This is a genomic window from Pseudoalteromonas sp. TAP-3C, from assembly GCF_059888565.1.
Window position 1 is genome coordinate 1,252,865 of sequence record NZ_CM187618.1, and the last position, 23,224, is coordinate 1,276,088.

Here is a 23,224-nt window from a genome sequence, read left to right on the forward strand (position 1 = left end):
GTATTATTAATTTTCTTATTAATGGTAATAATCACTAAGTAAATAAAAAAGATTCGCTTTTATTGTGAATAATTATTCACCCTCCGTGTGGTTTACGTTTACGTAAACTGTTTTTGGCGAGGGCGTTTTGGTTACAATCCCTTAAAATTAACACCGGTGTTATTTAAGTTTTCGAACTAATTTTGGCTCAAATGTTAATGTTTAGCGTTTTTTTATGATTTTTAATGATGTTGAAATATATTCAATATAATGAATATGTATTCAGAAAGATATTGACTCAGGTTAGGAATAACGCTAATTTTGATTGTCTGTTAGCAAATCGTCGAGCCGTTCATCCACGTTAACAGCGCAGCAAGGGGAGGGGTCCATGTTATATGACTCAAAATTAGAAAAAGATAATTGTGGCTTTGGCTTAATAGCCCAAGTTAATAACCAAGCGAGTCACCGACTCATTCGCACGGCTATCACCGGTTTAGATCGTATGCAGCATCGCGGCGGTATATCTGCTGATGGTAAAACGGGTGATGGGTGTGGCTTGTTGCTACAAAAACCAGACAGCTTCTTTCGTGCTATTGCTGCCGAAAATAATTGGCATTTAGGTAAAAATTACGCCGTTGGGATGATTTTCCTCAATGCTGATCCGGTATTAGCACAAGCTGCCAAAGATGTTCTAAGCGAAGAACTAGAAAAAGAAACGCTGAATATTTTAGGCTGGCGCGTAGTTCCTACCGATCCATCAATGTTAGGACCGATTGCCCTAAAGCAATTACCTGGGTTTGAACAAATTTTTATTAGTGCGCCTGAGGGCTGGCGCTCTAAAGATTTAGAGCGTCGCTTATACGTTGCACGTCGTCGTGTTGAAAAGCGCCTAATAGCTGATGAATCATTTTATATTGCCAGTTTATCCGGTTTAGTCACTGTGTATAAAGGCTTAATGATGCCTGCTGACTTGCCAAACTTTTATCTCGACCTTGCGGATATCCGCATGACCAGTGCTATTTGTGTTTTTCATCAGCGTTTTTCCACAAATACCCAGCCTCGCTGGCCTTTAGCTCAACCATTTCGTTACCTAGCACATAATGGTGAAATTAATACCATTGAGGGAAACCGCCAATGGGCACGTGCGCGTTCATATAAGTTTGCATCGCCACTTATTCCTGATTTACAAAGCGCTGCGCCGTTTGTTAATGAAACAGGGTCTGACTCATCCAGCCTTGATAATATGCTAGAGCTGTTTTTAGCCGGTGGTATGGATTTATTTCGCGCTATGCGTATGTTAGTGCCACCTGCATGGCAAAAAAATCGCGCAATGGATGACGATTTGCGCGCATTTTATGATTTTAATTCAATGCACATGGAGCCATGGGATGGTCCCGCAGGAATTGTTATGTCAGATGGGCGTTTTGCTGCCTGTAACTTAGATAGAAATGGTCTGCGCCCAGCGCGTTATATTATTACTCAAGATGGCTTTATTACTTTAGCATCAGAAGTAGGTATTTGGGATTACACCGCTGACGAAGTGGTTGAAAAAGGGCGGGTTGGCCCAGGTGAGCTTCTTGTTATTGATACTAAGCTAGGTAAAATTTGGCATTCAGATGAAATTGATCAAGATTTAAAATCACGCCACCCTTACAAATCATGGTTAGAAGAAAACGTTAAACGGTTAACGCCTTTTGAAGCGCTTACTGAGCAAGACGCAGGTAATCGCTCGTTCGATGACGTTACATTGGCTAAATATCAAAAGATGTTTGGCTACACTAACGAAGAGCTAGACAGCGTTATTCGGGTGATGGGTGAAAATGGCCAAGAGGCAACCGGTTCAATGGGTGATGACACGCCTTTTGCTGTTTTGAGTGAAGGTCATCGCTCGCTTTATGATTACTTCCGTCAAAAGTTTGCTCAAGTGACTAATCCGCCAATCGACCCTTTACGTGAAAATCATGTTATGTCGCTGGCCACTTGTATTGGCAGTGAGCAAAACGTATTTAATGAAACCACAGGGCATGCTAAGCGCTTACAATTTGATACCCCTATTTTAATGTATGCTGACATGCAGCAGCTACTTAACGCCGATGAAGCGCACTATAGCTATTGTAAGATTGATATTACTTACACAGTTGAAGAAGGCCTTGAAAACGCGGTTAAACGCATTTGTGATGAAGCACAAGAAAAAGCGGCATCAGGGTGCATAATGTTAGTACTAACAGATCGTAACTTTGATGAAAGTCAACTGCCTATTCCTGCTGCGATGGCTGTGGGTGCAGTACAAAAACGCCTAGTAGATAATAACTTACGCTGTGAGTCTAATATTATTATCGAAACCGGCAGTGTGCGTGATGCGCATCAGTTTGCCGTGTTGATAGGGTTTGGCGCAACCGCAATTTATCCTTATTTAGCGTATGAATCGCTGGTTGCAATGAGCGATGCTAAGGTGATCAACAAAACGTACTGCGAAGTAACACTGGCATACCGTCAAGCGATCAACAAAGGTTTGTACAAAATTATGTCTAAAATGGGCATTAGTACAGTTGCGTCATATCGATGCTCAATGTTGTTTGAGGCAGTTGGTCTATCGGACGCGATTGTTGAGATGTGTTTTAAAGGGGTAGCAAGTCGTATTAAAGGCGCCTGTTTTAGCGATTTTGACGATGATCAGCAAAGCCTTCATAAACTCGCGCTCAGTAAACGTAAATTGCTAAGCCATGGTGGCTTATTTAAGTACGTCCACGGTGGTGAGTATCATGCTTATAATCCTGATGTGATTCAAACTCTTCAAAAAGCAGTACGTAGCGGCCAGTACAGTGATTACAGCGAATACGCGAAGTTAGTTAATCACCGCCCAGTAGCCACTTTGCGTGATATGTTGGCCTTAAAACTGCCAGAAAAAGGCATTAGCATTGATGAGGTAGAGCCAGCCACTGAGCTTTATAAACGCTTTGATTCAGCAGCTATGAGTATTGGTGCATTATCACCTGAGGCGCATGAAGCACTCGCAATTGCCATGAATCGTTTAGGTGGCTGTTCAAATTCGGGTGAAGGTGGTGAAGATAAACTACGCTACGGTACCGAAAAAAATTCACGTATTAAACAAGTGGCTTCGGGTCGATTTGGTGTAACACCGCATTATTTACGCAATGCGAATGTTATTCAAATAAAAGTGGCACAAGGTGCAAAGCCTGGCGAAGGTGGACAATTACCGGGTGAAAAAGTAACCCCCTATATTGCAAAACTTCGTTATTCAGTACCCGGGGTGACACTTATTTCACCGCCGCCGCATCACGATATTTACTCTATTGAAGATTTGGCCCAGCTGATTTTTGATTTAAAACAAGTAAATCCGAAGGCACTGATTTCAGTAAAACTCGTTTCAGAACCTGGTGTGGGTACAATTGCTACCGGTGTAGCAAAAGCGTATGCCGATTTAATTACTATTTCAGGCTATGACGGCGGCACGGGCGCAAGTCCATTAACCTCGGTTAAATATGCTGGCAGCCCATGGGAACTTGGTCTTGCTGAAACGCAACAAGCACTTGTTGAAAATGGTCTTCGTCATCGTATTCGCTTGCAAACAGATGGCGGTTTAAAAACCGGACTTGATATCATCAAAGCGGCCATTTTAGGCGCAGAAAGTTTTGGCTTTGGCACAGGGCCCATGGTGGCATTAGGCTGTAAATACTTACGAATTTGTCACTTAAATAATTGTGCAACGGGGGTGGCAACCCAAGACGAAACATTACGTCAAAAGCATTATCATGGCCTGCCTGAAATGGCGATGAACTACTTTAAGTTCATTGCTCAAGAAGCGCGTGAAATTATGGCAAGCTTAGGAGTTACAAACCTAACCGATTTGATTGGTCGCTTAGACTTACTTGAAGCGATTGAAGGCAAAACAGCGAAGCAGCAAAAAATTGATTTATCAGCGGTTATCGCTCAGCCAAATAACCCAACGGGTGAAACCTTGTTTTGCAGTGCGCCAAATAGCTCGCATTATTTAGGCAAATTAAACGAGAGCCTATTAGGTAAGGCACAAGAGGCGATTGATAACTCAAGCGGCATTTCATTAGTGAGCCGTATTTGTAATACCGATAGATCGGTTGGCGCTATGCTCTCTGGTTATATTGCCGATAAACATGGCAACCAAGGCATGGCAGCAGATCCTGTGGTTATTGAACTGCATGGTACAGCCGGTCAATCATTTGGTGTATGGAATGCCGGTGGCCTTGAAATGACGTTAGTTGGCGATGCTAACGATTATGTTGGTAAAGGGATGGCGGGCGGTAAGCTCGTCATTCGCCCACCTCTGGGTTCGTCATTTGAAAGCCATAAAGCAACAATCATTGGTAATACTTGTTTGTACGGTGCAACTGGCGGTAAATTATTTGCAGCAGGGTGTGCAGGCGAGCGTTTTGCTGTTCGTAACTCGGGCGTGCAAGCCGTTGTTGAGGGGGTTGGTGATAATGGCTGTGAATATATGACCGGTGGCGTTGTCTGTGTACTTGGTAACGTAGGAGTGAACTTTGGTGCAGGTATGACTGGTGGATTTGCTTATATTTTAGATGAGCGAGGCGATTTTGAAAAACGCATCAATCCAGAACTGGTTGAAGTGGTTATTTTAGATGAATTGCGTTCACATCAAGAGCACTTACGCGGCTTGATTGCTGATCATTTAGACCTAACAGCCTCATGCAGAGCAGAAACTATTTTAGCTAATTTTGAACTCTACTTACCCATGTTTAAATTAGTAAAACCTAAATCAAGTGACGTAAACAGTTTACTCGGGCATCGCGCCCGCAGTAGCGCCGAACTACGTATTCAGGCGCAATAAGGGGGCAGTATGAGCGAAAATGTATATCAATTTATAGACGTGCAGCGTGTAGACCCACGCAAAAAACCTATTTCGTCGCGTAAAAAATCGTTTGTAGAAATTTATGAACCCTTTTCAGCAAGTCAGGTTAATTCACAGGCTGATCGCTGCCTTGATTGTGGTAATCCTTATTGTGAATGGAAATGCCCGGTGCATAACTATATTCCACAGTGGTTAAAGCTGATCCGCACAGGGCGTATTTTAGAAGCCGCAGAGTTATCGCATCGTACTAATAGTTTGCCTGAAGTATGTGGGCGTGTATGCCCACAGGACCGCTTATGTGAAGGTTCATGTACGCTAGATGAAGAGTTTGGTGCGGTAACAATCGGTAATATTGAAAAATATATCACCGACACCGCGTTCAAAATGGGTTGGAAACCAGACATGTCATACGTGACATGGACTGATAAAAAAGTGGCCATTATTGGCGCGGGGCCTGCGGGCTTAGGCTGTGCTGATATTTTAGTACGTAACGGCGTTAAACCTGTGGTGTTTGACCGTCACCCAGAAATTGGTGGGCTGCTAACTTTTGGTATTCCTTCTTTTAAATTAGAAAAACAAGTCATGCAAAAACGTCGCGAAATATTTACTGAAATGGGTGTTGAATTTAAGCTTAATGTGGAAGTGGGTAAAGACATTAGCATGGATGAAATACTTAACGAGTATGACGCGGTATTTTTGGGAGTGGGGACTTATCAGAGTATGCGTGCAGCGCTTGAAAATGAAGACGCGCCGGGTGTACACGATGCGTTGCCGTTTTTAATTGGTAACACGAATCGCGTTATGGGTTACGATGAATCTAAGCAAGCCTGTATCGATATGGCAAACGAAAAAGTGGTCGTGCTCGGTGGGGGTGATACAGCAATGGACTGTGTGCGTACTTCAATTCGTCATAATGCGTTAAAGGTAACGTGTGCGTATCGCCGTGATGAAGAAAATATGCCAGGCTCGAAGCGTGAAGTAAAAAATGCCAAAGAAGAAGGGGTGATTTTTACTTATAACGTTCAGCCTAAAGGAATTGTACTTGATGAAAAAGGCGTTGTAGCCGGTGTTAAAATGGTGAAAACCCAACTTGGTGAAGCCGATGAAAATGGCCGTCGTCGTGCTGAAGAAGTACCAGGTTCAGAGCATATTATTGAAGCAACACAAGTGATTATGGCATTTGGCTTTAAGCCTCATAAAATGGATTGGTTAGAACAGTACGACGTAGAAATTAATCACTGGGGCGGTATTAATGCGCCAGAGCAAGGGGAGTTCACCCATCAAACCACTAACCCTAAAATATTTGCTGGTGGCGATATTGTTCGTGGTTCAGACTTAGTGGTCACCGCTATATTTGAAGGACGTAACGCTGCAGAAGGCATTATGGATTACCTAAAAGTGTAAATACGCTTACGGCCATTTATTTAAGGTTTTGGAAAAATCCAGCTAGATTGCATAGACGACTAAAACAATTAGGGAAAAAGCCGCCATTTAAGTTTATAAAAATGAACTCATGGCGAAACTCACTAAGTCCATTATCGAGTGTAGCAATGCCAAACCAATGGTTTGAAGAGCTAGGTTTATATTCAATGGAAAAAGTAAGTACAGGATGGCTTGCTCAATCGGCGTTTAGTAAATAAACCGAAAGGATAGAAGAATACAGGAGTCGTATACGAGGTCCGTACGTACGGTTCTGAGAGAAGGATGAGGCAAAAGCCTCACCCTACTCGATGTTTTTATTATTCAAATGTTATATCAACATAATTTGTAACAAATGGCATAATTTCAATATTACCAACAGCATAACTCTCTTTAGCAACACCCTCTGTTTTTACTTTCATATAGTAGTTGCCTGCGGGAATTACTTTATCATTATATCTTGAGCGTTTTTCAATAAATATTTTATTTTGTTGTGCGTCGACTATCCAGCCTTCTGGGCTAATTTCGTGCATATAAGCTTCGCATTTAACTTCACCAACACGAGGATGTACACATTTGTTAATTATAACTCTAGTTTGTTTTGTGGGGTTTGCAGTGGTTTTAGCTAAGGTAATATCACCATAATCCCTCGATTCTTTTATTGCTTTGTAAGTAGCGATTGTTGTTTCCGTTGTGGTGTATGTTTTTGGTGTGGAGGGTAAAATAGATTGGTTGGTAGAGGTAGATGCACTATTTATTGCACCGTTGATTCCATCTTTTACTGCACGGCTAATATCTGTGCTTTTGCATCCTGAAAGAATAAGTAATGTGGGTACGATAAAAATAAGCTTCTTCATTTTTAATCCTTAAGTTTTTAATATTTTTAACAATAGTATTGGCGTCACAGAAATTAATATTAAAAATAACATTGTTCATCCCTGACATAGATAAATAATGACTAAAAACAATATTTATATCAACTATAATTTAAAAATTAACATTTTCGGATTAGATAAAAAATCAGGTACTAGCAAACCAGTTGATATATAACTCTATTTATTGACTTAAAATACAATCATTGCAATGTGATTTATATTTTGCCTTTATAAATTAAAGATAAAACGTAAATTATTTAACGTTTCAATCCATCGAGAAGTGTTCTAGAGTCGGTTTTACTTTGGCTTGTCGGCGTTTCACGCTTCTATAGCAAATAAAATTACAGATTAGTTGAAATCCAATCGCTAAGCTGCTCAATGTAATTAGCTCACTCGTTGTGGCGCTGTAAAAAATCACTGCAGCAGCAATAACAATCTGTATTGTTAAAGCGATATTCAAAAAACGATACAAGCCTTGCTTAAATTGCGTATGCTTAAACTTACTAAACACAGCCAAAAGTACACTGACTATAAGTAATAGCCAGTTAATTGCTAAGCCAGAATAAATGACCGTTGTTTGCATTAAGGTTTCCTCACCAAATTAAGGTACACACTGTAAAATTATTAATTTTATCCGTGCGCTTTTATTAGTTCTTTCGCGTTTGCTTTAGCCATTTTACTAATATTATCACCACCAAGTAAGCGAGCAATTTCATTGACTCGCCCTTCTTTATTTAATGCCAGCATATGGGTAAATGTTTCACCATCGGCAATTTCCTTGGCAACAAAAAATTGTTGATGAGCACTGCTCGCCACTTGAGGTAAGTGAGTAACACAAATAACTTGTGCCGACTTACCCAGCTGGCGCAGTAGTTTACCAACAGCAGCAGCTGTTGGGCCAGAAATACCGACATCTACTTCATCAAATATAAGTGTAGGGGTTGTGACTTTTTGCGCAATAATAACCTGAATGGCTAAACTAATTCGTGATAACTCACCACCAGAAGCTACTTTTGCTAAAGGTTGCAATGGTTGTCCAGGGTTCGTTGAAACTAAAAACGAAACATTATCAAAGCCTAAGCCATTCGGAGAACGATCATTTTGTGCGGTGAGCGCTATTTCAAATACACCATTTTCCATAGATAAATTAGCCATACTTTCGCTGATCAAGCCATTAAGCGTATTGGCGTATTGATGGCGACTAGTGCTTAATTTTCCGCTGGCGTTTTGGTAATCCCCAAACACCTGTTCAATTTCTATTTCAAGTTGCTCTAGTCGTGAGCTGTTATTACTTATAGAGTCGAGTTCTTGTGTAACAGTTTGATGAAACTCAACAAGCTCTTGCGGCTTTATGTGGTGTTTTCTTGCTAAATCCATAGCACCACTGAGCCGATTTTCTACTTCGATTAAGCGAGCAGGATCTAAATCGGCTTGTTCAGTGTAATTGCGTATTTCTCTGCTTGCTTCTTCAACTTGTACTGCAGCTTCTTCAAGTAGTGCAGCTACATTGGCTAAGCTTTCATCATACTGAGCCAGCTCGGTAAACTGCTGTGCGCTGTGCTGTAGTAATGAACATGCGTTTTGTTCATCGCTTTCATATAAATGTTGAAGCTCGCGTTGGCAAGCTTGTAATATGGTTTGGCTGTTACTAAGCTTATAATGCTCAGCTTCTATCTGCTCAAATTCACCTGTTTGCAGGGCAAATTCATCAAGCTCTGCCACTTGATATTCTAATAACTGTTTTTGCGCCGCTTGTTGCTGCTGTTGTTGTTCTAGCTGCTTAAATTCTTTTTGTAAGTCAGCATAACGTTTATAGCATTGGCTTACTGCATTAACTAAACTGTGATGCCCTGCATAGGCATCTAAAAGTTGTAGTTGATGTTCTGCTTTTAATAAATGCTGATGTGCATGTTGGCCATGAATAGAAATTAAATATTGGCCTAGCTCTTTTAGTTGCGCAGCAGTAACGGGGCTACCGTTAATGTAGCTTTTACTGCGGCCATTTTTACAAACAACCCGACGAAGTAGGCATTCGTTGTCGTCGTTATTAAGCATGTTGTCTTCTAAAAAAGTTTGAGCGAGTGGTAAGTTGCTTAAATCAAATTGTGCACAGACCTCTGCTTTATCGGTGCAAGGGCGAATAGCAGAGGCTTCAGCGCGTTCTCCAAGACATAATGACAATGCATCAATGGCTATTGATTTACCCGCTCCGGTTTCACCCGTAATTGCGGTCATGCCCGAATGCCATTCAGTGCTTAAATTACTTACAATTGCAAAATTTTTAATTTCTAAACCAATTAACATACTGTTCATCCATCCAGTGAATTAACTGTTAATTTATACAGTGTTTTGCTTTTTTGCAAATTAAATTTATATATTTTAAGCAACACTCGATTCACTGAGTGTGTCTGTTTTTTCTTCTACCAAGGAGGCTTCATCAATAAAGTTAATATTATCAACTGGTTGCACTGCATCCTCGGTTTTTAATTTTAAAATCAGCGTTGGGAGAACGTCTTGGTAAAAGCTTTTGTTGTATAAAATACCCTTAGCAGGTAATTCTGCAATAAAATAGTGTGTGCTTTGAGCAAACGCTTCATTACTATTACTTTTGTATGTTTTGACTAGCTCTTCATTAAGAATATTAATAAGTGAGTCAGTTAACGATTCAAGCCTGTTTAAATTTTCGTCGGTGTGCGATTGCACTACAAAAAAATTACTTACCACGGCTTGAATTCGAGGGAGGTGTTTTGTACTAATGACTCCTGCATCAAGTAATTCGTTAAGTTTTACTTTTAAACGTAATTGCGTATTTGAAACACGTTCATTAAACAGCTTTTTCTTTACTTCAATGGTTTTTTTACGATTACTTTCGATGAGTAAGTAGCTGCCAAGTAAAGTAATTAACAACAATAATAAAGCAAGAAAAACGACATAAGTCATTACGATACTTTCCTGATAATGTTAAAAATCTAGCCGAGTATCTTGCTCTAAAGTCATGTGTTTGGCAATAACTTAGTATAAACGGCTGCCCCAATTTAGTTTTGTACGAAGCACATTATAATACGAGTAGTTTTTTGGATGAATTAAGCGTAATTTTTTATCGGCTTTACGTATCACCACTTCATCACCAGGTAAAACAGCAAGCACTACGTGACTGTCGCAACTTACTTGAAGGCTATCTGTATTTTCAAGACTCAGCTTTAAACGTACTTCATTATCAGCATCAACCACTAAAGGCCGACTAGACAAAGTATGCGGAAACATTGGCACTAGTGACATTGCATTAAGTTCAGGGGTTAAAATGGGGCCGCCCCCTGATAAGGAATAGGCAGTCGAACCTGTGGGCGTTGACACGATTAAACCGTCTGAGCGTTGAGAAAACACGAAGTCATTATTTATAAATGCTTCAAACTCGATCATGTGCGCTACTTTATCGGCATGTAATACTGCTTCATTTACGGCAGAATTAGCGCTTTTAAGCTCGTTATGGCGATAAACCTCAACCTCTAATAAAAAACGTTTTTCTTCAATATAATCGCCGCTGAGCACTTGCTCTAAACTGCCTTCAAATCCTTCGGGGTCTAAATCAGTTAAAAAGCCTAAATTACCTCTATTCACACCAATGACCGCGATATCAAAACGGGCAAGTACGCGTGCCGCGCCTAGCATATTACCATCGCCACCGACAACGATTGCCAAGTCAGCGCGCTCGCCTAAATCAACGAGTTTTACTAGTTTGTCACTCGGTACATCACTGAGCTGGCTCCCTGTGCGATTTTCAACAATCACCTCAAAACCCAAGGCTAATAAAAACGTATGTAAACGTTGTAAAGTAGCGGCTGCATTGGGGTGATTTGGCTTTCCAATCAAGCCGATAGTGTTAAACGGAGAGTCCATAATAAATACACTGAAATTGCTCATATTTGTAGAGTAACCTAAAACAGAAGTGTTTGAAAATACAGTTCTTAGTAATTACCAGTGATTTAATTAATTCACTGTAAAATTTAGAATTATTACATTTTTTATACTTGAAATAATAATACCTAGCCCCGATATACACCTTATGTATAAAGATGTAGATAACATGAAACTAAACCCACGAGACCAACAAATATTTGCTGCGGTAATGAGCCTTTATTGCAATGGACAAGGTTTACCTGTGCCTTCGACAAAAATCGCAAAGCAAAAAGGAATGGCAGTATGTTCAGCAACTGTGCGTAATGCCATGGCACGTCTTGAGAAAGTGGGTTTGTTGTATTCGCCACATACATCAGCAGGGCGTGTACCCACTGATAATGGTTTTGATTATTGGTTTGATGAATTTTTTACCCTTGGCAATATTGCAAATTATTGGCAACCAGAACAAGCTCAATTGGTTGAATTTGCACATGGGCTCAGCCAACGTTATCAAGTATGTTGTTGTGTAGGGTTACCTCAAGTAAAATCACAACAGGTGTTTAGAGTAGAAGTTCTCGATTTTGATGCAACCAATTGGCTTATTTTGTTACTAGATAGAGCAGGGCAAAGCCATAATATTTGTATTAATAAACCACACTATTGTGATAACAGCGAGCGCTATGAGTTTGCTACTTGGCTTAATACGGTATTTAGTCAGCAAACATTAATAGAAGGTTTGTATAGAATGCAAGCGATGGCAAATACCGCTCCGCGAAATTGCAATGATTCTTTAACCCAATGGACGCGTGAACTAAGCCAAAAGTTAGGTTCTGATAATAGCATTGTGGTGGGTGAAAATTATCTATACAAAAAAATTGACTGCGAGCAAAGCCTTAATATCGGTGTGTCATTTTTAAACTTCGTGGAAGATAAACTTGCATTTAAAAATGGAGTCTCTATTCTCAGCGCTGAAAATTTACCTTTTGGCGCTTGCGATGAATTAATTGTGCTTAGTGTGCCTTACTTTCAAAATCAGGAATACCAGAGTCGTTTTTGTGTTATTTGTCCAAAATCAGCACAATTAGAAAAAATAATCCAAGAATTTAAATTATTAGAGCCGTCTAACTCTTGAATCTTTTTATTCAATCCCCATAATTACCGCAGTTGTAAAGAATTGGAGCGTATATTTTATGTCTGAGCAGACACAAAACCCAGAGCAAGAAGTAGAATTGAACGAAGAAGTGGCTAAAATGGAAGCTGATGTTGAAGCCGCAGTAGAAGCTGCAGAACAACACGCAGAGCAAGAGCAAAGCCCAGAAGCAGAAATTGCGATGCTATATGCTGAGCTTGAAGCGGCAAATCAAACCATTTCAGATCAAAAAGACAGCGTAGTTCGTGCCGCAGCAGATGTTGACAACATGCGTCGTCGCGCTGCACAAGATGTAGAAAAAGCACATAAATTTGCACTGGAAAAATTTGCGAATGAGTTACTTCCTGTGATTGATAATTTAGAGCGTGCTATTGAGTTTTCAGATAAAGAAAACGAAACGCTCAAGCCTCTATTAGAGGGTATTGATATGACAGTGAAAAGCTTTAACGATGCGGTTGCCAAGTTTGGTGTAGAAATTGTAAATCCACAAGGTGAGCAGTTTAACCCCGATTTTCATCAAGCAATGTCGATTCAGCCAAGTAACGATGTAACCCCTAATACTGTGTTAGCAGTAATGCAAAAAGGGTACACCTTAAACGGGCGTTTACTTCGCCCTGCCATGGTTATGGTATCTAAAGCGGCTGATGCTTAATTTAACTACATTACTGAAAATGCCTCATTGTGAGGCATTTTTTTTGTCTTTAAAATAATGAATGACTTGTACAGCTATGGTTAGCAAAATAGCACTAAACATTAAGCTAGAAAATGGAATTGCACTTTGTGCGTGCATTATGGCTAAAATGGGGCCTACTAGCGCACCACTGCCAAAACGAAGTGTACCAATTACAGCCGTGGCTGTGCCGCTATTTTCTTCAAACTTCATTAAGATTAAAGAGTCCGCATTACTGGCAATAATACCCAAGCTCATCATTAATGGGGCAATAGTAGCAACAATAAAGTAAAGCGATAAATGTAATATACTAAAAGTTAATAGCGCGGCGCCTGACATAAAACCACACACTAGGCCATAATAAAGCATTTTACGGGAGCCAATACGCGGTACAACGCGAGTATTTAAAAAGTTACCAAACATAAGCGCCATTACATTAAAGGCAAATAGTAAACCAAATAATTGTTCAGATACCTGAAACAAATCTAGATAAATATACGAAACAGATGTTAAAAAACAAAAAAAGCCAAATGAAACAAACATCGAACTTAAAATATCAGCACGCGCATGTTTGTTACCTAACACAACTTTATAGCTTGAAAAAAACAGTGCTAATCCTTTGCGATCATTTTTAAATATTGGAATATCAATTAAATAGCACTGCACAAAGAGTAAAATTACAAAGCTATAAGTGGCTAACACAATAAAAATGGTAGACCAGAGCGAAAAACCTAAAATAACCGAGCCGATAGAAGGGGCGAGTAACGGCGCTATCATCATGATCATCGAAACGTAAGACATACCTTTAGCTGTATTTTTTTGATATATATGCCTAATAATCCCAGGAACGACAACAGTGGCTGCCGCCCCTGTAAATGCTTGTACAGCTCTAAGTATCCAAAAAGTATTTATTTCATTAGTAAATGCTAATGCCAGTGAGCTTAATCCAAATAAACTTAAACCAATCTTTGCCAATTTACGCCGGCCAATTTGATCGGCAATTGGACCAAAAAATAACATACCCAATGAATACCCCGCCAAATAGATACTCAAGGATATTTGTACATTAGGCATACTGGTATTCAGATCGTTGGCAATTACTAGCATTGCTGGTAAATACATATCAATTGCCAGTGGGGTGATCGCTACAATACTGGCTAATAACGGTAATAAAATACGGGTATTAAAAGAAGAAGCCGAGGCGTTCATTTAAACACTCAAAGTTACAACACAAGGGCTGCATTATAGCAGGGCAAATAGGTAGGATAAACTTAGTTTGCCTGCTAACTTAATTAAATAATTATAAAAAGCAAAGATATTAAACTTCTACAGTGTTTGTTATTCTATAATTATTAAAATACGGTTTTAAGGCACTACAATAATGAAAAAATTGGTTTTGGCAGTATTTGCTAGCGCAGTATTAGTTGGTTGTAAAACCTCACCCACTGGGCGCACGCAAATTGCGCTTTATTCAGATCAACAAATGAGTCAAATGGGCACAGCGAGTTTTGCAGAAATGAAAAAAACGCAGCCTGTCAATAAAGATCCCAAAGTAAACAGTTACGTTAATTGCATTGCTGAAAAAGTAGTGGCTGTGTTACCTACTCAATATGCGTCTCAAAATTGGGAAGTGGTGGTATTTGAAGATGAATCCGCGAATGCATTTGCGCTGCCAGGCGGTTATATTGGTGTGCATACGGGATTATTAAAAATTGCCACAAACCAAGATCAAGTTGCCACTGTACTTGGGCATGAAGTTGGGCACGTGATTGCTGAGCATTCAAATGAACGTGTTTCACAAAGCTCAATTTTAAAAACGGGCATGCAGTTAGGCAGTGCAGCACTTGAAATGGGTAACATTCAATACCGCAATGAAATTATGCAAGGCCTTGGCTTAGGCGCTCAATATGGGGTGGTTTTACCATTTAGTCGCTCACATGAGTCAGAAGCAGATACTATTGGTTTAGATCTTATGGCACAAGCAGGGTTTAACCCTAAAGAGTCTGTTACGCTTTGGCAAAATATGAGCCAAGCGGGCAGTGGCGCTACACCAGAGTTTTTATCAACTCATCCAGCGCCAACGAGCCGTATTGCAAATTTACAAGCACAAATGAATAAAGCGCTGAATGAGCGAAAAACAGCTAGAGCACAAGGTAAAAATCCGCAGTGTAAGTTGTAATTTAAATATTCATTAGGAAACTATAAAGCCTGTAGATATAAACTGACAGGCTTTTCAATTATCATATTTCCTAAAACCTAAAACCTAAAACCTAAAACCTAAAACGTCCACTCTAAATGAACTTGCGGGACTGATTCGCTAACATCAGTACCAAATTTATTGTGCCAGTATTGCCATTCCATACCGAGTAATAAGGTGTTTTCTTTCATTTCTAGCGCGTGTCCCATATCCCATACAATAATAGGTTGGGCTAAAAACCACGCACGTACATCATTACCAAACTCATCTTTGCGCTCAGCTATGTACTCTGCGTGACCTTTCAGGTTAAACTTTTGAGAGCCAATCATAAGTGGGTAATCAAAGGCGACATCAAACATCCAACTATTAGTCTCAATGGGGGCTCCACCTTTTGCAACGCCTTCGCTGTCATCTATGTAAGCAGTAACAAGTGTTGAGACAAAATTAAAACCCGGTACATCCCAATTTAACTTTATACCCGGTAAGTATTTTACAACTTTAGCATCGCCTGCAGCATTAATACCCATGGTTAAACCAACGTCAACGAGCGCGCCTGATGCTACTTTTTCGTCCATTACAGCCGATAAGCTGAGCGTAGAATAACCTTCAAAATAAAAGTCTTGATCTTGAAAGCCATCCTCGTTGCTGTCGGAACTGTAATCAATAAAGAAAAAGTTATCGCCATAATTATGACCAGAAGCGTGCTCTATTGAGTACACAGTCGTGCTCGATTTTTGTTCGGTAAATGGGTTTTTGTGGCTGCCATTATTAATATGAAGCGCGGTATTGCTCCAATTAGCAGCCGTTGCTGTTGAGCTTAAGGTACAGGCACCTAGTGCAACAAGGAGTAGTAAGTTTTTAATTTTCATAACCATATTTTATGTGACACGCTGAATATCACATTATAGCAAACACGGTTAATTTGTTAATTATTTATTGCGCTAAACAGTGTATTAGCACGCAGCTAATACACTGTTTAAACAACGTTTAAGCTTTATTACGACGCAGGCAAATAACCGCAATGGCGGTAAAAGCTAAAATGAAACAATAGTAAGATGAGGTCGACACATCCCACGGGCTAATTTTAAATGTAGCACCAAGTAATAGTGCCTGTGCGCCATAAGGCAAAGAACCCTGCGTTACACAGGCAAAAATATCTAATAAACTGGCAGAGCGCTTGCCACTAATTTCGCCATCATCAGCCAACTTTTTAGCAATCGGGCCAGCTACAATAATAGACACTGTATTATTGGCAATACATAGATTACTGGTAAATACGAGCGCTGCAATCCCTAACTGATCGGCGACTTTGCGATGCCATTTTGCAATGATTTTAGTAATGGCTTGAATCTTTTGAGCAATGTAATCAAGGCCGCCATTTATACGAATAAATTCAGACAGCCCACCAATAAACATAGACAGTAAAAATATTTCCTGCATATCACTAAAGCCTTTGTAAATATCTTTTACAAAGCTGGCGCCTTCATAGCTGCCAGTAAAGCCCATTAATGCGGCAAACACAATTCCGCTCAACAGCACCACAAATACATTAAAGCCCATTACCGCCAATACTAAAATAAAGGCATAAGGAAGCACTAATAAAATATCGTAGTCTTTAGTTTCAACAACTTGTGCTGCAGGTGTTAAAAATAATAATAATGCAATAGTGAGTATAGCGGCAGGGATCGCAATTTTAAGGTTTTCTTTAAACTTATCTTTCATTTCACAGCCTTGCGTACGGGTAGCAGCAATGGTGGTATCAGAAATTATTGATAAGTTATCACCAAACATAGCGCCAGATACAATAGTACCGGCCATTAATGCTGGATCAATCCCTGTTTTCATAGATACCGCATAAGCAATAGGGCCAATAGCCCCTATGGTTCCCATAGAAGTGCCCATTGCAGTAGAAATAACAGCGGCGATTAAAAACAAGCCTGGCAGTAATAATGAAGGGGGAATAAGTGAAAGCCCCGCATTTACCACCGCATCAACGCCGCCGGTTGCGCCTGCAACTGCAGAAAAAGCACCCGCTAATAAATAAATAAGGCACATGGTAATAATGTTGTTATTACCCACACCTTTAATAAAGGTTTCTACACTTTGGTTTATGCTGGCTTTATTTAGAATAAAGGCTAAAACAATCGCGGGTAAAATAGCGACCGGTGCAGGGAGTTGATAAAATGCATAATCAACCCCTTGAGATTGTAAATATAAGCCTGAGCCTAAAAAAATAGCAACAAAGGTGAGTAGGGGGAGCAAAGAAAACTTTGCTTTATTTTTATCAAATGATGGCTGCATCATAATCCTCGTTAATTATTCATAGCAATCGAAGTCGATTGATATATTAAACAGCCAAAGCATCCCTCTTTTAGCTGAATTTAGTTGTTTGTTTTACTATCTAACCAGATAAGTAACTCAACAGCGCCCGCAAGCCAAAGACCAAATCGGCGCAAAAAAGAAGTTTAAATGTATAGATGGCTAAATGCAAAGACTATCTGTTATTATTGTTATTAAAATAATCGAAGCTTTTTATAAGCTTTTCTGACTATTACATGAGTTTTAGATAAAATCTAGTTAACTAAAAAACACATAGGGTGTAAAAAGATGAGTCGAGTAGGTGTATTTGGTGCTAATGGTCGCATGGGGCTGGCACTTGTAGAAGCAGCAACAATTAATAAAAATTCGCGATTAGCGGCTGCCTATGTACGCAGTAAATCACAATTATTAGGTCTGTCAGTTAATCAGTTTAACAGTGCTGTGGCAAAAGAGGTTTACTTTAGCAGTGAACAGCAGATTGAAAATGTCGATGTACTAATAGATTTTACTCTTCCTGAAGGCATGAAAAATCACTTAGCTTCAGCATTGGAGCATAAAATCCCAATGGTAATTGGTACCACAGGCCTAAGTGATAAAGATATGCAGGCCTTAGAAGATGCCGCTAAACATATTCCCATTGTATTTGCGCGTAATTATAGCGTGGGTGTAAATTTACTGCTTAACTTAGTGCAAACGGCAGCGACAAAACTGGGCGATGATTTAGATATAGAAATTTTTGAAGCGCATCATCGCCATAAAATCGATGCGCCATCGGGCACCGCATTAGCCATTGGCGAGTCGATTGCACAGGCAAAAGGGTGGGATCATGAAGAGGTTGCCGTTTATGATCGTAACAATAGTGAGCAAGCCAAATCACAAAATGAAATAGGCTATTCGGTGCTAAGAGGCGGTGACATAGTAGGTGAACACACGGCCTACTTCGCTACAATGGGCGAAAGGCTCGAATTAACCCATAAAGCAAGTTCAAGAATGACCTTCGCACTAGGCGCTATAAGAGCTGCGCAGTGGTTAAAAAATAAACCTGCTGGACTTTATGATATGCAAGATGTGCTCGATTTGAAGTAGTTAAGTTCCTTTTTTAACGCTTTAGGGTGGTTTTTTGCTGTAACCACTTATTTATTGCAATTTACTAATTAGCGTTAGACCTAAAAGCCAACTTCATGTAGAATGCAGCTAATTTGCCAAAAATTACTAAATGCGTGTTTCCAATTATACTCATGTGGTTAGCAAAACCAGAGTTTGTGTGGGAATTAAAAGAGTTTTAGGCAAGAAAAATGAATGAAGGTTTAGTGGTTTACATCGGCATCATTTAAGATTGCGTAAAACAATTTAAGCTCACAGAAATCAGGTTTTGACCAATTATCTGAGTATTAGCGGGGTGTTAAGCAATTTGCTTACTCCCGTTTTTTACTGTTAGGAGGTTTAACTTGACTAAATCCGCTCTGTTAGTCCTAGAAGACGGCACAGTGTTTCGCGGTACTGCAATCGGCGCTGACGGCATGTCAGTCGGTGAAGTAGTATTCAATACGTCTATGACTGGTTATCAAGAAATTTTGACTGATCCATCGTACGCGGAACAAATCGTAACTTTGACGTACCCACACATCGGTAATACGGGTACCAACAGCGAAGACGAAGAAGCGAATCACATTTGGGCTAAAGGCCTAGTGATCCGTGATTTGCCACTGCTAGCGAGTAATTTTCGTAACGAGCAGTCGTTAGATGATTACTTAAAAGCCCGTAATATTTTAGGTATTGCGGACATCGACACCAGAAAACTAACCCGTATTTTGCGTGATAAAGGCGCACAAAATGGCTGTATTGTTGCCGGTGACGAACTAGACGAGAAAAAAGCGCTTGAAGCCGCGCAAGCCTTCCCAGGCTTAAAAGGTATGGATTTAGCAAAAGTAGTCTCAACCAAGGAAAATTACCAGTGGCGCGAATCAAGCTGGACATTAGGCGAAGGATTTAAAACCTTACACGCTGATGATGAAAAGTTTCATGTTGTCGCTTATGACTTCGGTGTAAAACGTAATATTTTACGTATGCTGGTAGACCGTGGTTGTAAATTAACCGTTGTGCCTGCACAAACCTCGGCGGCCGACGTGTTAGCACTTAACCCAGATGGTATCTTCTTATCAAATGGCCCTGGCGATCCTGAGCCATGCACTTACGCCATTGATGCAATCAAAACGTTCTTAGAAACCGACACCCCCATTTTTGGTATTTGTTTAGGTCATCAATTGTTAGCACTCGCCTCAGGTGCAAAAACAGTAAAAATGAAGTTTGGCCACCACGGTGGTAACCACCCAGTTAAAGATCTAGACCGTGATGTAGTTATGATCACCGCACAAAACCACGGTTTTGCTGCGGATGAAGCCACATTACCAGATAACCTGCGTGCAACGCATAAATCGTTATTTGACGGCACATTGCAAGGCATTCATCGTACAGATAAACCCGCATTTAGCTTCCAAGGTCACCCTGAAGCAAGCCCTGGCCCGCACGATGCCGCCCCATTATTTGATCACTTCATCGATTTGATGCAAGCGCGTAACCACTAATTTAACCGGAGTAATAATGCCAAAACGTACCGACATAAAAAGCATTCTTATCTTAGGCGCAGGCCCTATCGTCATAGGTCAAGCTTGTGAATTTGACTACTCTGGTGCTCAAGCGTGTAAAGCACTTAGAGAAGAAGGCTATAGAGTTATACTTGTTAACTCAAACCCAGCAACTATCATGACTGACCCGGAAATGGCCGATGCAACATACATCGAGCCAATTCACTGGGAAGTGGTAGAAAAAATAATCGAAAAAGAAAAGCCAGATGCTGTACTACCGACTATGGGTGGTCAAACAGCATTAAACTGTGCGCTTGATTTAGACAAGCACGGTGTATTAGCTAAACATGGTGTTGAGCTCATTGGCGCAACGGCCGATGCAATCGATAAAGCCGAAAACCGTGAACGTTTTGATGTTGCCATGCGTAACATTGGCCTTGAATGTCCGCGTGCTGAAATTGCTCATTCGATGGATGAAGCTCGCGACACCATGACCCGTATCGGCTTACCGTGTATTATTCGTCCTTCTTTCACTATGGGTGGCACAGGTGGCGGTGTAGCTTACAATATGGAAGAGTTTGAAGAAATTTGTGAGCGAGGTTTAGACTTATCGCCAACCAGCGAATTATTAATTGATGAGTCGTTAATTGGTTGGAAAGAGTATGAAACAGAAGTTGTACGTGATAAAAACGATAACTGTATTATTGTTTGTACCATTGAAAACTTTGACCCTATGGGTGTACACACTGGCGATTCAATCACCGTAGCGCCAGCGCAAACATTAACCGACAAAGAATACCAAATCATGCGTAATGCTTCTATGGCAGTACTACGTGAGATTGGTGTTGAAACCGGTGGTTCAAACGTACAGTTTGGGGTAAACCCAGTTGATGGTCGTATGGTTATTATTGAAATGAACCCACGTGTATCGCGCTCATCGGCACTTGCTTCTAAAGCGACGGGTTTCCCAATTGCTAAAATTGCAGCCAAGCTCGCTGTAGGTTACACACTTGATGAACTTCAAAATGATATTACCGGTGGTAAAACACCCGCATCTTTTGAGCCATCAATCGACTATGTAGTAACAAAAATTCCTCGCTTTAACTTTGAAAAATTTGCCGGTGCAAACGATCGTTTAACCACGCAAATGAAATCAGTAGGCGAAGTAATGGCGATTGGTCGTAACCAACAAGAGTCACTACAAAAAGCACTTCGTGGTTTAGAAGTAGGCGCAACGGGCTTTAACCCGATTGTGGCACTGGATGACCCGAAAGCAAAAGAAAAAATTATTCGTGAATTACGTGAACCAGGTGCTGAGCGTATTTGGTATATTGCCGATGCAATGCGCCATGGTATGAGCGTTGATGATGTCTACGAGCTGACTAAGATTGACCCTTGGTACTTAGTACAAATAGAAGATATTTTAAAAGACGAAGCCAAAATCTCTGAAGTAGGTATGGCTGGTTTAAATGCAGATTTTTTACGTAAGTTAAAGCGTAAAGGCTTTGCAGATCCGCGTATTGCCGAAATTGCGGGCGTATCAGAAGCTGAAATTCGTAAGAAGCGTCATCAGTTAAATATACTACCTGTTTACAAGCGTGTTGACACGTGCGCCGCAGAATTTAGCTCAGATACCGCTTACATGTACTCATCATACGATGAAGAGTGTGAAGCAAATCCATCAGAGCGTGATAAAATCATGGTTATTGGTGGCGGCCCTAACCGTATCGGTCAAGGTATTGAATTTGATTACTGTTGTGTTCACGCCGCGCTTGCACTGCGTGAAGACGGCTACGAAACTATTATGGTTAACTGTAACCCTGAAACGGTTTCTACCGATTACGACACCTCAGACCGTTTATATTTCGAGCCAATTACCCTTGAAGACGTACTAGAAATTGTACGTGTTGAAAAGCCTAAAGGCGTTATTGTGCAATACGGTGGTCAAACCCCCCTTAAACTTGCGCGTGAGCTTGAAGCCAACGGCGTGCCAGTTATTGGTACTTCACCCGATGCGATTGATCGCGCAGAAGACCGCGAACGTTTCCAACAATTAGTTGAGCGTTTAGATTTGCTACAGCCAGAAAATGCGACGGTAACATCCACTGAAGAAGCGATTTTAAAATCAACTGAAATTGGTTTCCCACTGGTCGTTCGCCCATCTTATGTACTCGGTGGTCGCGCAATGGAAATTGTTTATGATGAAGATGACCTACGTCGTTATATGACCGAGGCGGTATCTGCATCTAACGAAGCACCCGTGTTACTTGACCGTTTCTTAGATAACGCCATAGAGGTTGACGTTGACGCAATTTGCGACGGCGAGCAAGTGATCATCGGCGGTATTATGGAACACATTGAGCAAGCGGGTGTTCACTCTGGCGACTCAGCGTGTTCATTACCTGCGCATTCGTTATCACAAGAAGTGCAAGATGTTATGCGTAAGCAAGTAACCGATATGGCACTTGAACTTGGTGTAGTGGGCTTAATGAATACCCAATTTGCGGTTAAAGATGGCAAAGTGTATTTAATCGAAGTAAACCCACGTGCTGCGCGTACTGTACCGTTTGTATCAAAAGCAACCGGTGTTGCGCTTGCAAAAGTAGCCGCGCGCTGTATGGCGGGCCAATCTTTAGCAAGCCAAGGTATTACTAAAGAAGTGATCCCACCTTACTACAGCGTTAAAGAAGTGGTGTTACCATTTGCTAAGTTTCAAGGTGTTGATCCTATCCGCGGTCCTGAAATGCGTTCAACGGGTGAAGTGATGGGGATTGGCGATACTTTCGCCGAAGCATTCGCAAAAGCGCAATTAGGCGCAAGCAATACTTTACCACGCGGTGGTCGCGCGCTATTATCTGTCCGTAATAGCGATAAGCCACGTATTGTTGAATTAGCTAAAATCATGACTGAATTAGGTTTTGAGCTAGATGCAACAGGTGGCACAGCAAAAGCACTTGAAGAAGCGGGTATTGACGTTCGCCGTGTAAACAAAGTTTATGAAGGCCGTCCGCATATTCTTGATTATATTAAGAATAAAGAGTATAGCTATATCGTTAATACCACCGAAGGTCGCCAAGCGATCGAAGATTCGAAGGTGTTACGTCGTGGTGCATTGCAAAATAAAACCAACTATACGACAACCTTGAATGCCGCATTCGCTAACTGTACTGCTAATAAAGCAGATGACCGCAGTAAAGTGACGTCAGTCCAAGAGCTACACCTGCGATTGAACTAAGGAAATGTACCAAGGTCTATTAAGGCCTTGG

The 23,224-nt window shown here is 40.7% G+C and carries 17 protein-coding genes; 9 read left to right on the forward strand and 8 right to left on the reverse strand.

Annotation, left to right across the window (positions count from 1 at the left end; genetic code table 11):
* Nucleotides 1-367: 367 nt before the first annotated feature.
* From gltB to AC6H44_RS05980, 3 genes are read left to right on the forward strand one after another with little or no spacing between them, the layout of a single operon-like run.
* Nucleotides 368-4,825, forward strand: a complete 4,458-nt coding sequence (gene gltB / locus AC6H44_RS05970; protein WP_500737976.1) for a glutamate synthase large subunit — start codon at nt 368-370, stop codon at nt 4,823-4,825.
* Between the two features lie 9 nt (nt 4,826-4,834).
* The gene (locus tag AC6H44_RS05975) at nt 4,835-6,250 is read left to right on the forward strand and encodes an FAD-dependent oxidoreductase (protein ID WP_500737977.1); all 1,416 of its coding nucleotides are present in this window, start codon (nt 4,835-4,837) and stop codon (nt 6,248-6,250) included.
* Nucleotides 6,251-6,297: 47 nt separating this feature from the next.
* The gene (locus AC6H44_RS05980; protein WP_500737978.1) at nt 6,298-6,486 is read left to right on the forward strand and encodes a hypothetical protein; all 189 of its coding nucleotides are present in this window, start codon (nt 6,298-6,300) and stop codon (nt 6,484-6,486) included.
* 99 nt (nt 6,487-6,585) lie between these two features.
* Here AC6H44_RS05980 and AC6H44_RS05985 read toward each other — a convergent pair whose 3' ends face one another.
* The 5 genes from AC6H44_RS05985 to nadK all read right to left on the reverse strand — a co-directional run bounded on the left by AC6H44_RS05985 (nt 6,586) and on the right by nadK (nt 11,037).
* Nucleotides 6,586-7,122: a hypothetical protein gene (locus AC6H44_RS05985; RefSeq protein ID WP_500737979.1), complete on the reverse strand. Its 537-nt coding sequence runs from the start codon at nt 7,120-7,122 to the stop codon at nt 6,586-6,588.
* Nucleotides 7,123-7,405: 283 nt separating this feature from the next.
* Nucleotides 7,406-7,723, reverse strand: coding sequence for a hypothetical protein (locus AC6H44_RS05990; protein WP_500737980.1), 318 nt, complete (start codon nt 7,721-7,723; stop codon nt 7,406-7,408).
* Nucleotides 7,724-7,770: 47 nt separating this feature from the next.
* Nucleotides 7,771-9,444 (reverse strand): DNA repair protein RecN, encoded by a 1,674-nt coding sequence (gene recN, locus AC6H44_RS05995; RefSeq protein ID WP_500737981.1) that lies wholly within the window; start codon nt 9,442-9,444, stop codon nt 7,771-7,773.
* 75 nt (nt 9,445-9,519) lie between these two features.
* Nucleotides 9,520-10,080 (reverse strand): hypothetical protein, encoded by a 561-nt coding sequence (locus AC6H44_RS06000; protein WP_500737982.1) that lies wholly within the window; start codon nt 10,078-10,080, stop codon nt 9,520-9,522.
* A 72-nt stretch (nt 10,081-10,152) separates the two neighbouring features.
* Nucleotides 10,153-11,037, reverse strand: coding sequence for an NAD(+) kinase (nadK, locus tag AC6H44_RS06005; protein ID WP_500738383.1), 885 nt, complete (start codon nt 11,035-11,037; stop codon nt 10,153-10,155).
* 166 nt (nt 11,038-11,203) lie between these two features.
* Between nadK and AC6H44_RS06010 the strand changes: the two genes are divergently transcribed.
* Complete coding sequence (locus AC6H44_RS06010; protein WP_500737983.1) at nt 11,204-12,169, forward strand: HrcA family transcriptional regulator; 966 nt, start codon at nt 11,204-11,206, stop codon at nt 12,167-12,169.
* A 58-nt stretch (nt 12,170-12,227) separates the two neighbouring features.
* Complete coding sequence (gene grpE / locus AC6H44_RS06015) at nt 12,228-12,839, forward strand: nucleotide exchange factor GrpE (RefSeq protein ID WP_500737984.1); 612 nt, start codon at nt 12,228-12,230, stop codon at nt 12,837-12,839.
* Nucleotides 12,840-12,863: 24 nt separating this feature from the next.
* Here grpE and AC6H44_RS06020 read toward each other — a convergent pair whose 3' ends face one another.
* On the reverse strand, nt 12,864-14,066 hold the full coding sequence (locus AC6H44_RS06020) for a Bcr/CflA family efflux MFS transporter (protein WP_500737985.1): 1,203 nt from the start codon (nt 14,064-14,066) through the stop codon (nt 12,864-12,866).
* A gap of 172 nt (nt 14,067-14,238) precedes the next feature.
* Here AC6H44_RS06020 and AC6H44_RS06025 point away from each other — a divergent pair, with 172 nt between their 5' ends.
* Nucleotides 14,239-15,036, forward strand: a complete 798-nt coding sequence (locus AC6H44_RS06025; protein ID WP_500737986.1) for a M48 family metallopeptidase — start codon at nt 14,239-14,241, stop codon at nt 15,034-15,036.
* Nucleotides 15,037-15,134: 98 nt separating this feature from the next.
* On the opposite strand, the gene AC6H44_RS06030 is transcribed toward AC6H44_RS06025, so the two are convergent.
* Both AC6H44_RS06030 and AC6H44_RS06035 read right to left on the reverse strand, forming a co-directional pair.
* On the reverse strand, nt 15,135-15,923 hold the full coding sequence (locus AC6H44_RS06030; protein ID WP_500737987.1) for a nucleoside-binding protein: 789 nt from the start codon (nt 15,921-15,923) through the stop codon (nt 15,135-15,137).
* 118 nt (nt 15,924-16,041) lie between these two features.
* On the reverse strand, nt 16,042-17,355 hold the full coding sequence (locus AC6H44_RS06035) for a Na+/H+ antiporter NhaC family protein (protein WP_500738384.1): 1,314 nt from the start codon (nt 17,353-17,355) through the stop codon (nt 16,042-16,044).
* 306 nt (nt 17,356-17,661) lie between these two features.
* Here AC6H44_RS06035 and dapB point away from each other — a divergent pair, with 306 nt between their 5' ends.
* The 3 genes from dapB to carB all read left to right on the forward strand — a co-directional run bounded on the left by dapB (nt 17,662) and on the right by carB (nt 23,193).
* Complete coding sequence (dapB, locus tag AC6H44_RS06040; RefSeq protein WP_500737988.1) at nt 17,662-18,459, forward strand: 4-hydroxy-tetrahydrodipicolinate reductase; 798 nt, start codon at nt 17,662-17,664, stop codon at nt 18,457-18,459.
* A 362-nt stretch (nt 18,460-18,821) separates the two neighbouring features.
* Nucleotides 18,822-19,958, forward strand: a complete 1,137-nt coding sequence (carA, locus tag AC6H44_RS06045; protein WP_500737989.1) for a glutamine-hydrolyzing carbamoyl-phosphate synthase small subunit — start codon at nt 18,822-18,824, stop codon at nt 19,956-19,958.
* 16 nt (nt 19,959-19,974) lie between these two features.
* On the forward strand, nt 19,975-23,193 hold the full coding sequence (carB, locus tag AC6H44_RS06050; protein WP_500737990.1) for a carbamoyl-phosphate synthase large subunit: 3,219 nt from the start codon (nt 19,975-19,977) through the stop codon (nt 23,191-23,193).
* Nucleotides 23,194-23,224 lie beyond the last annotated feature (31 nt).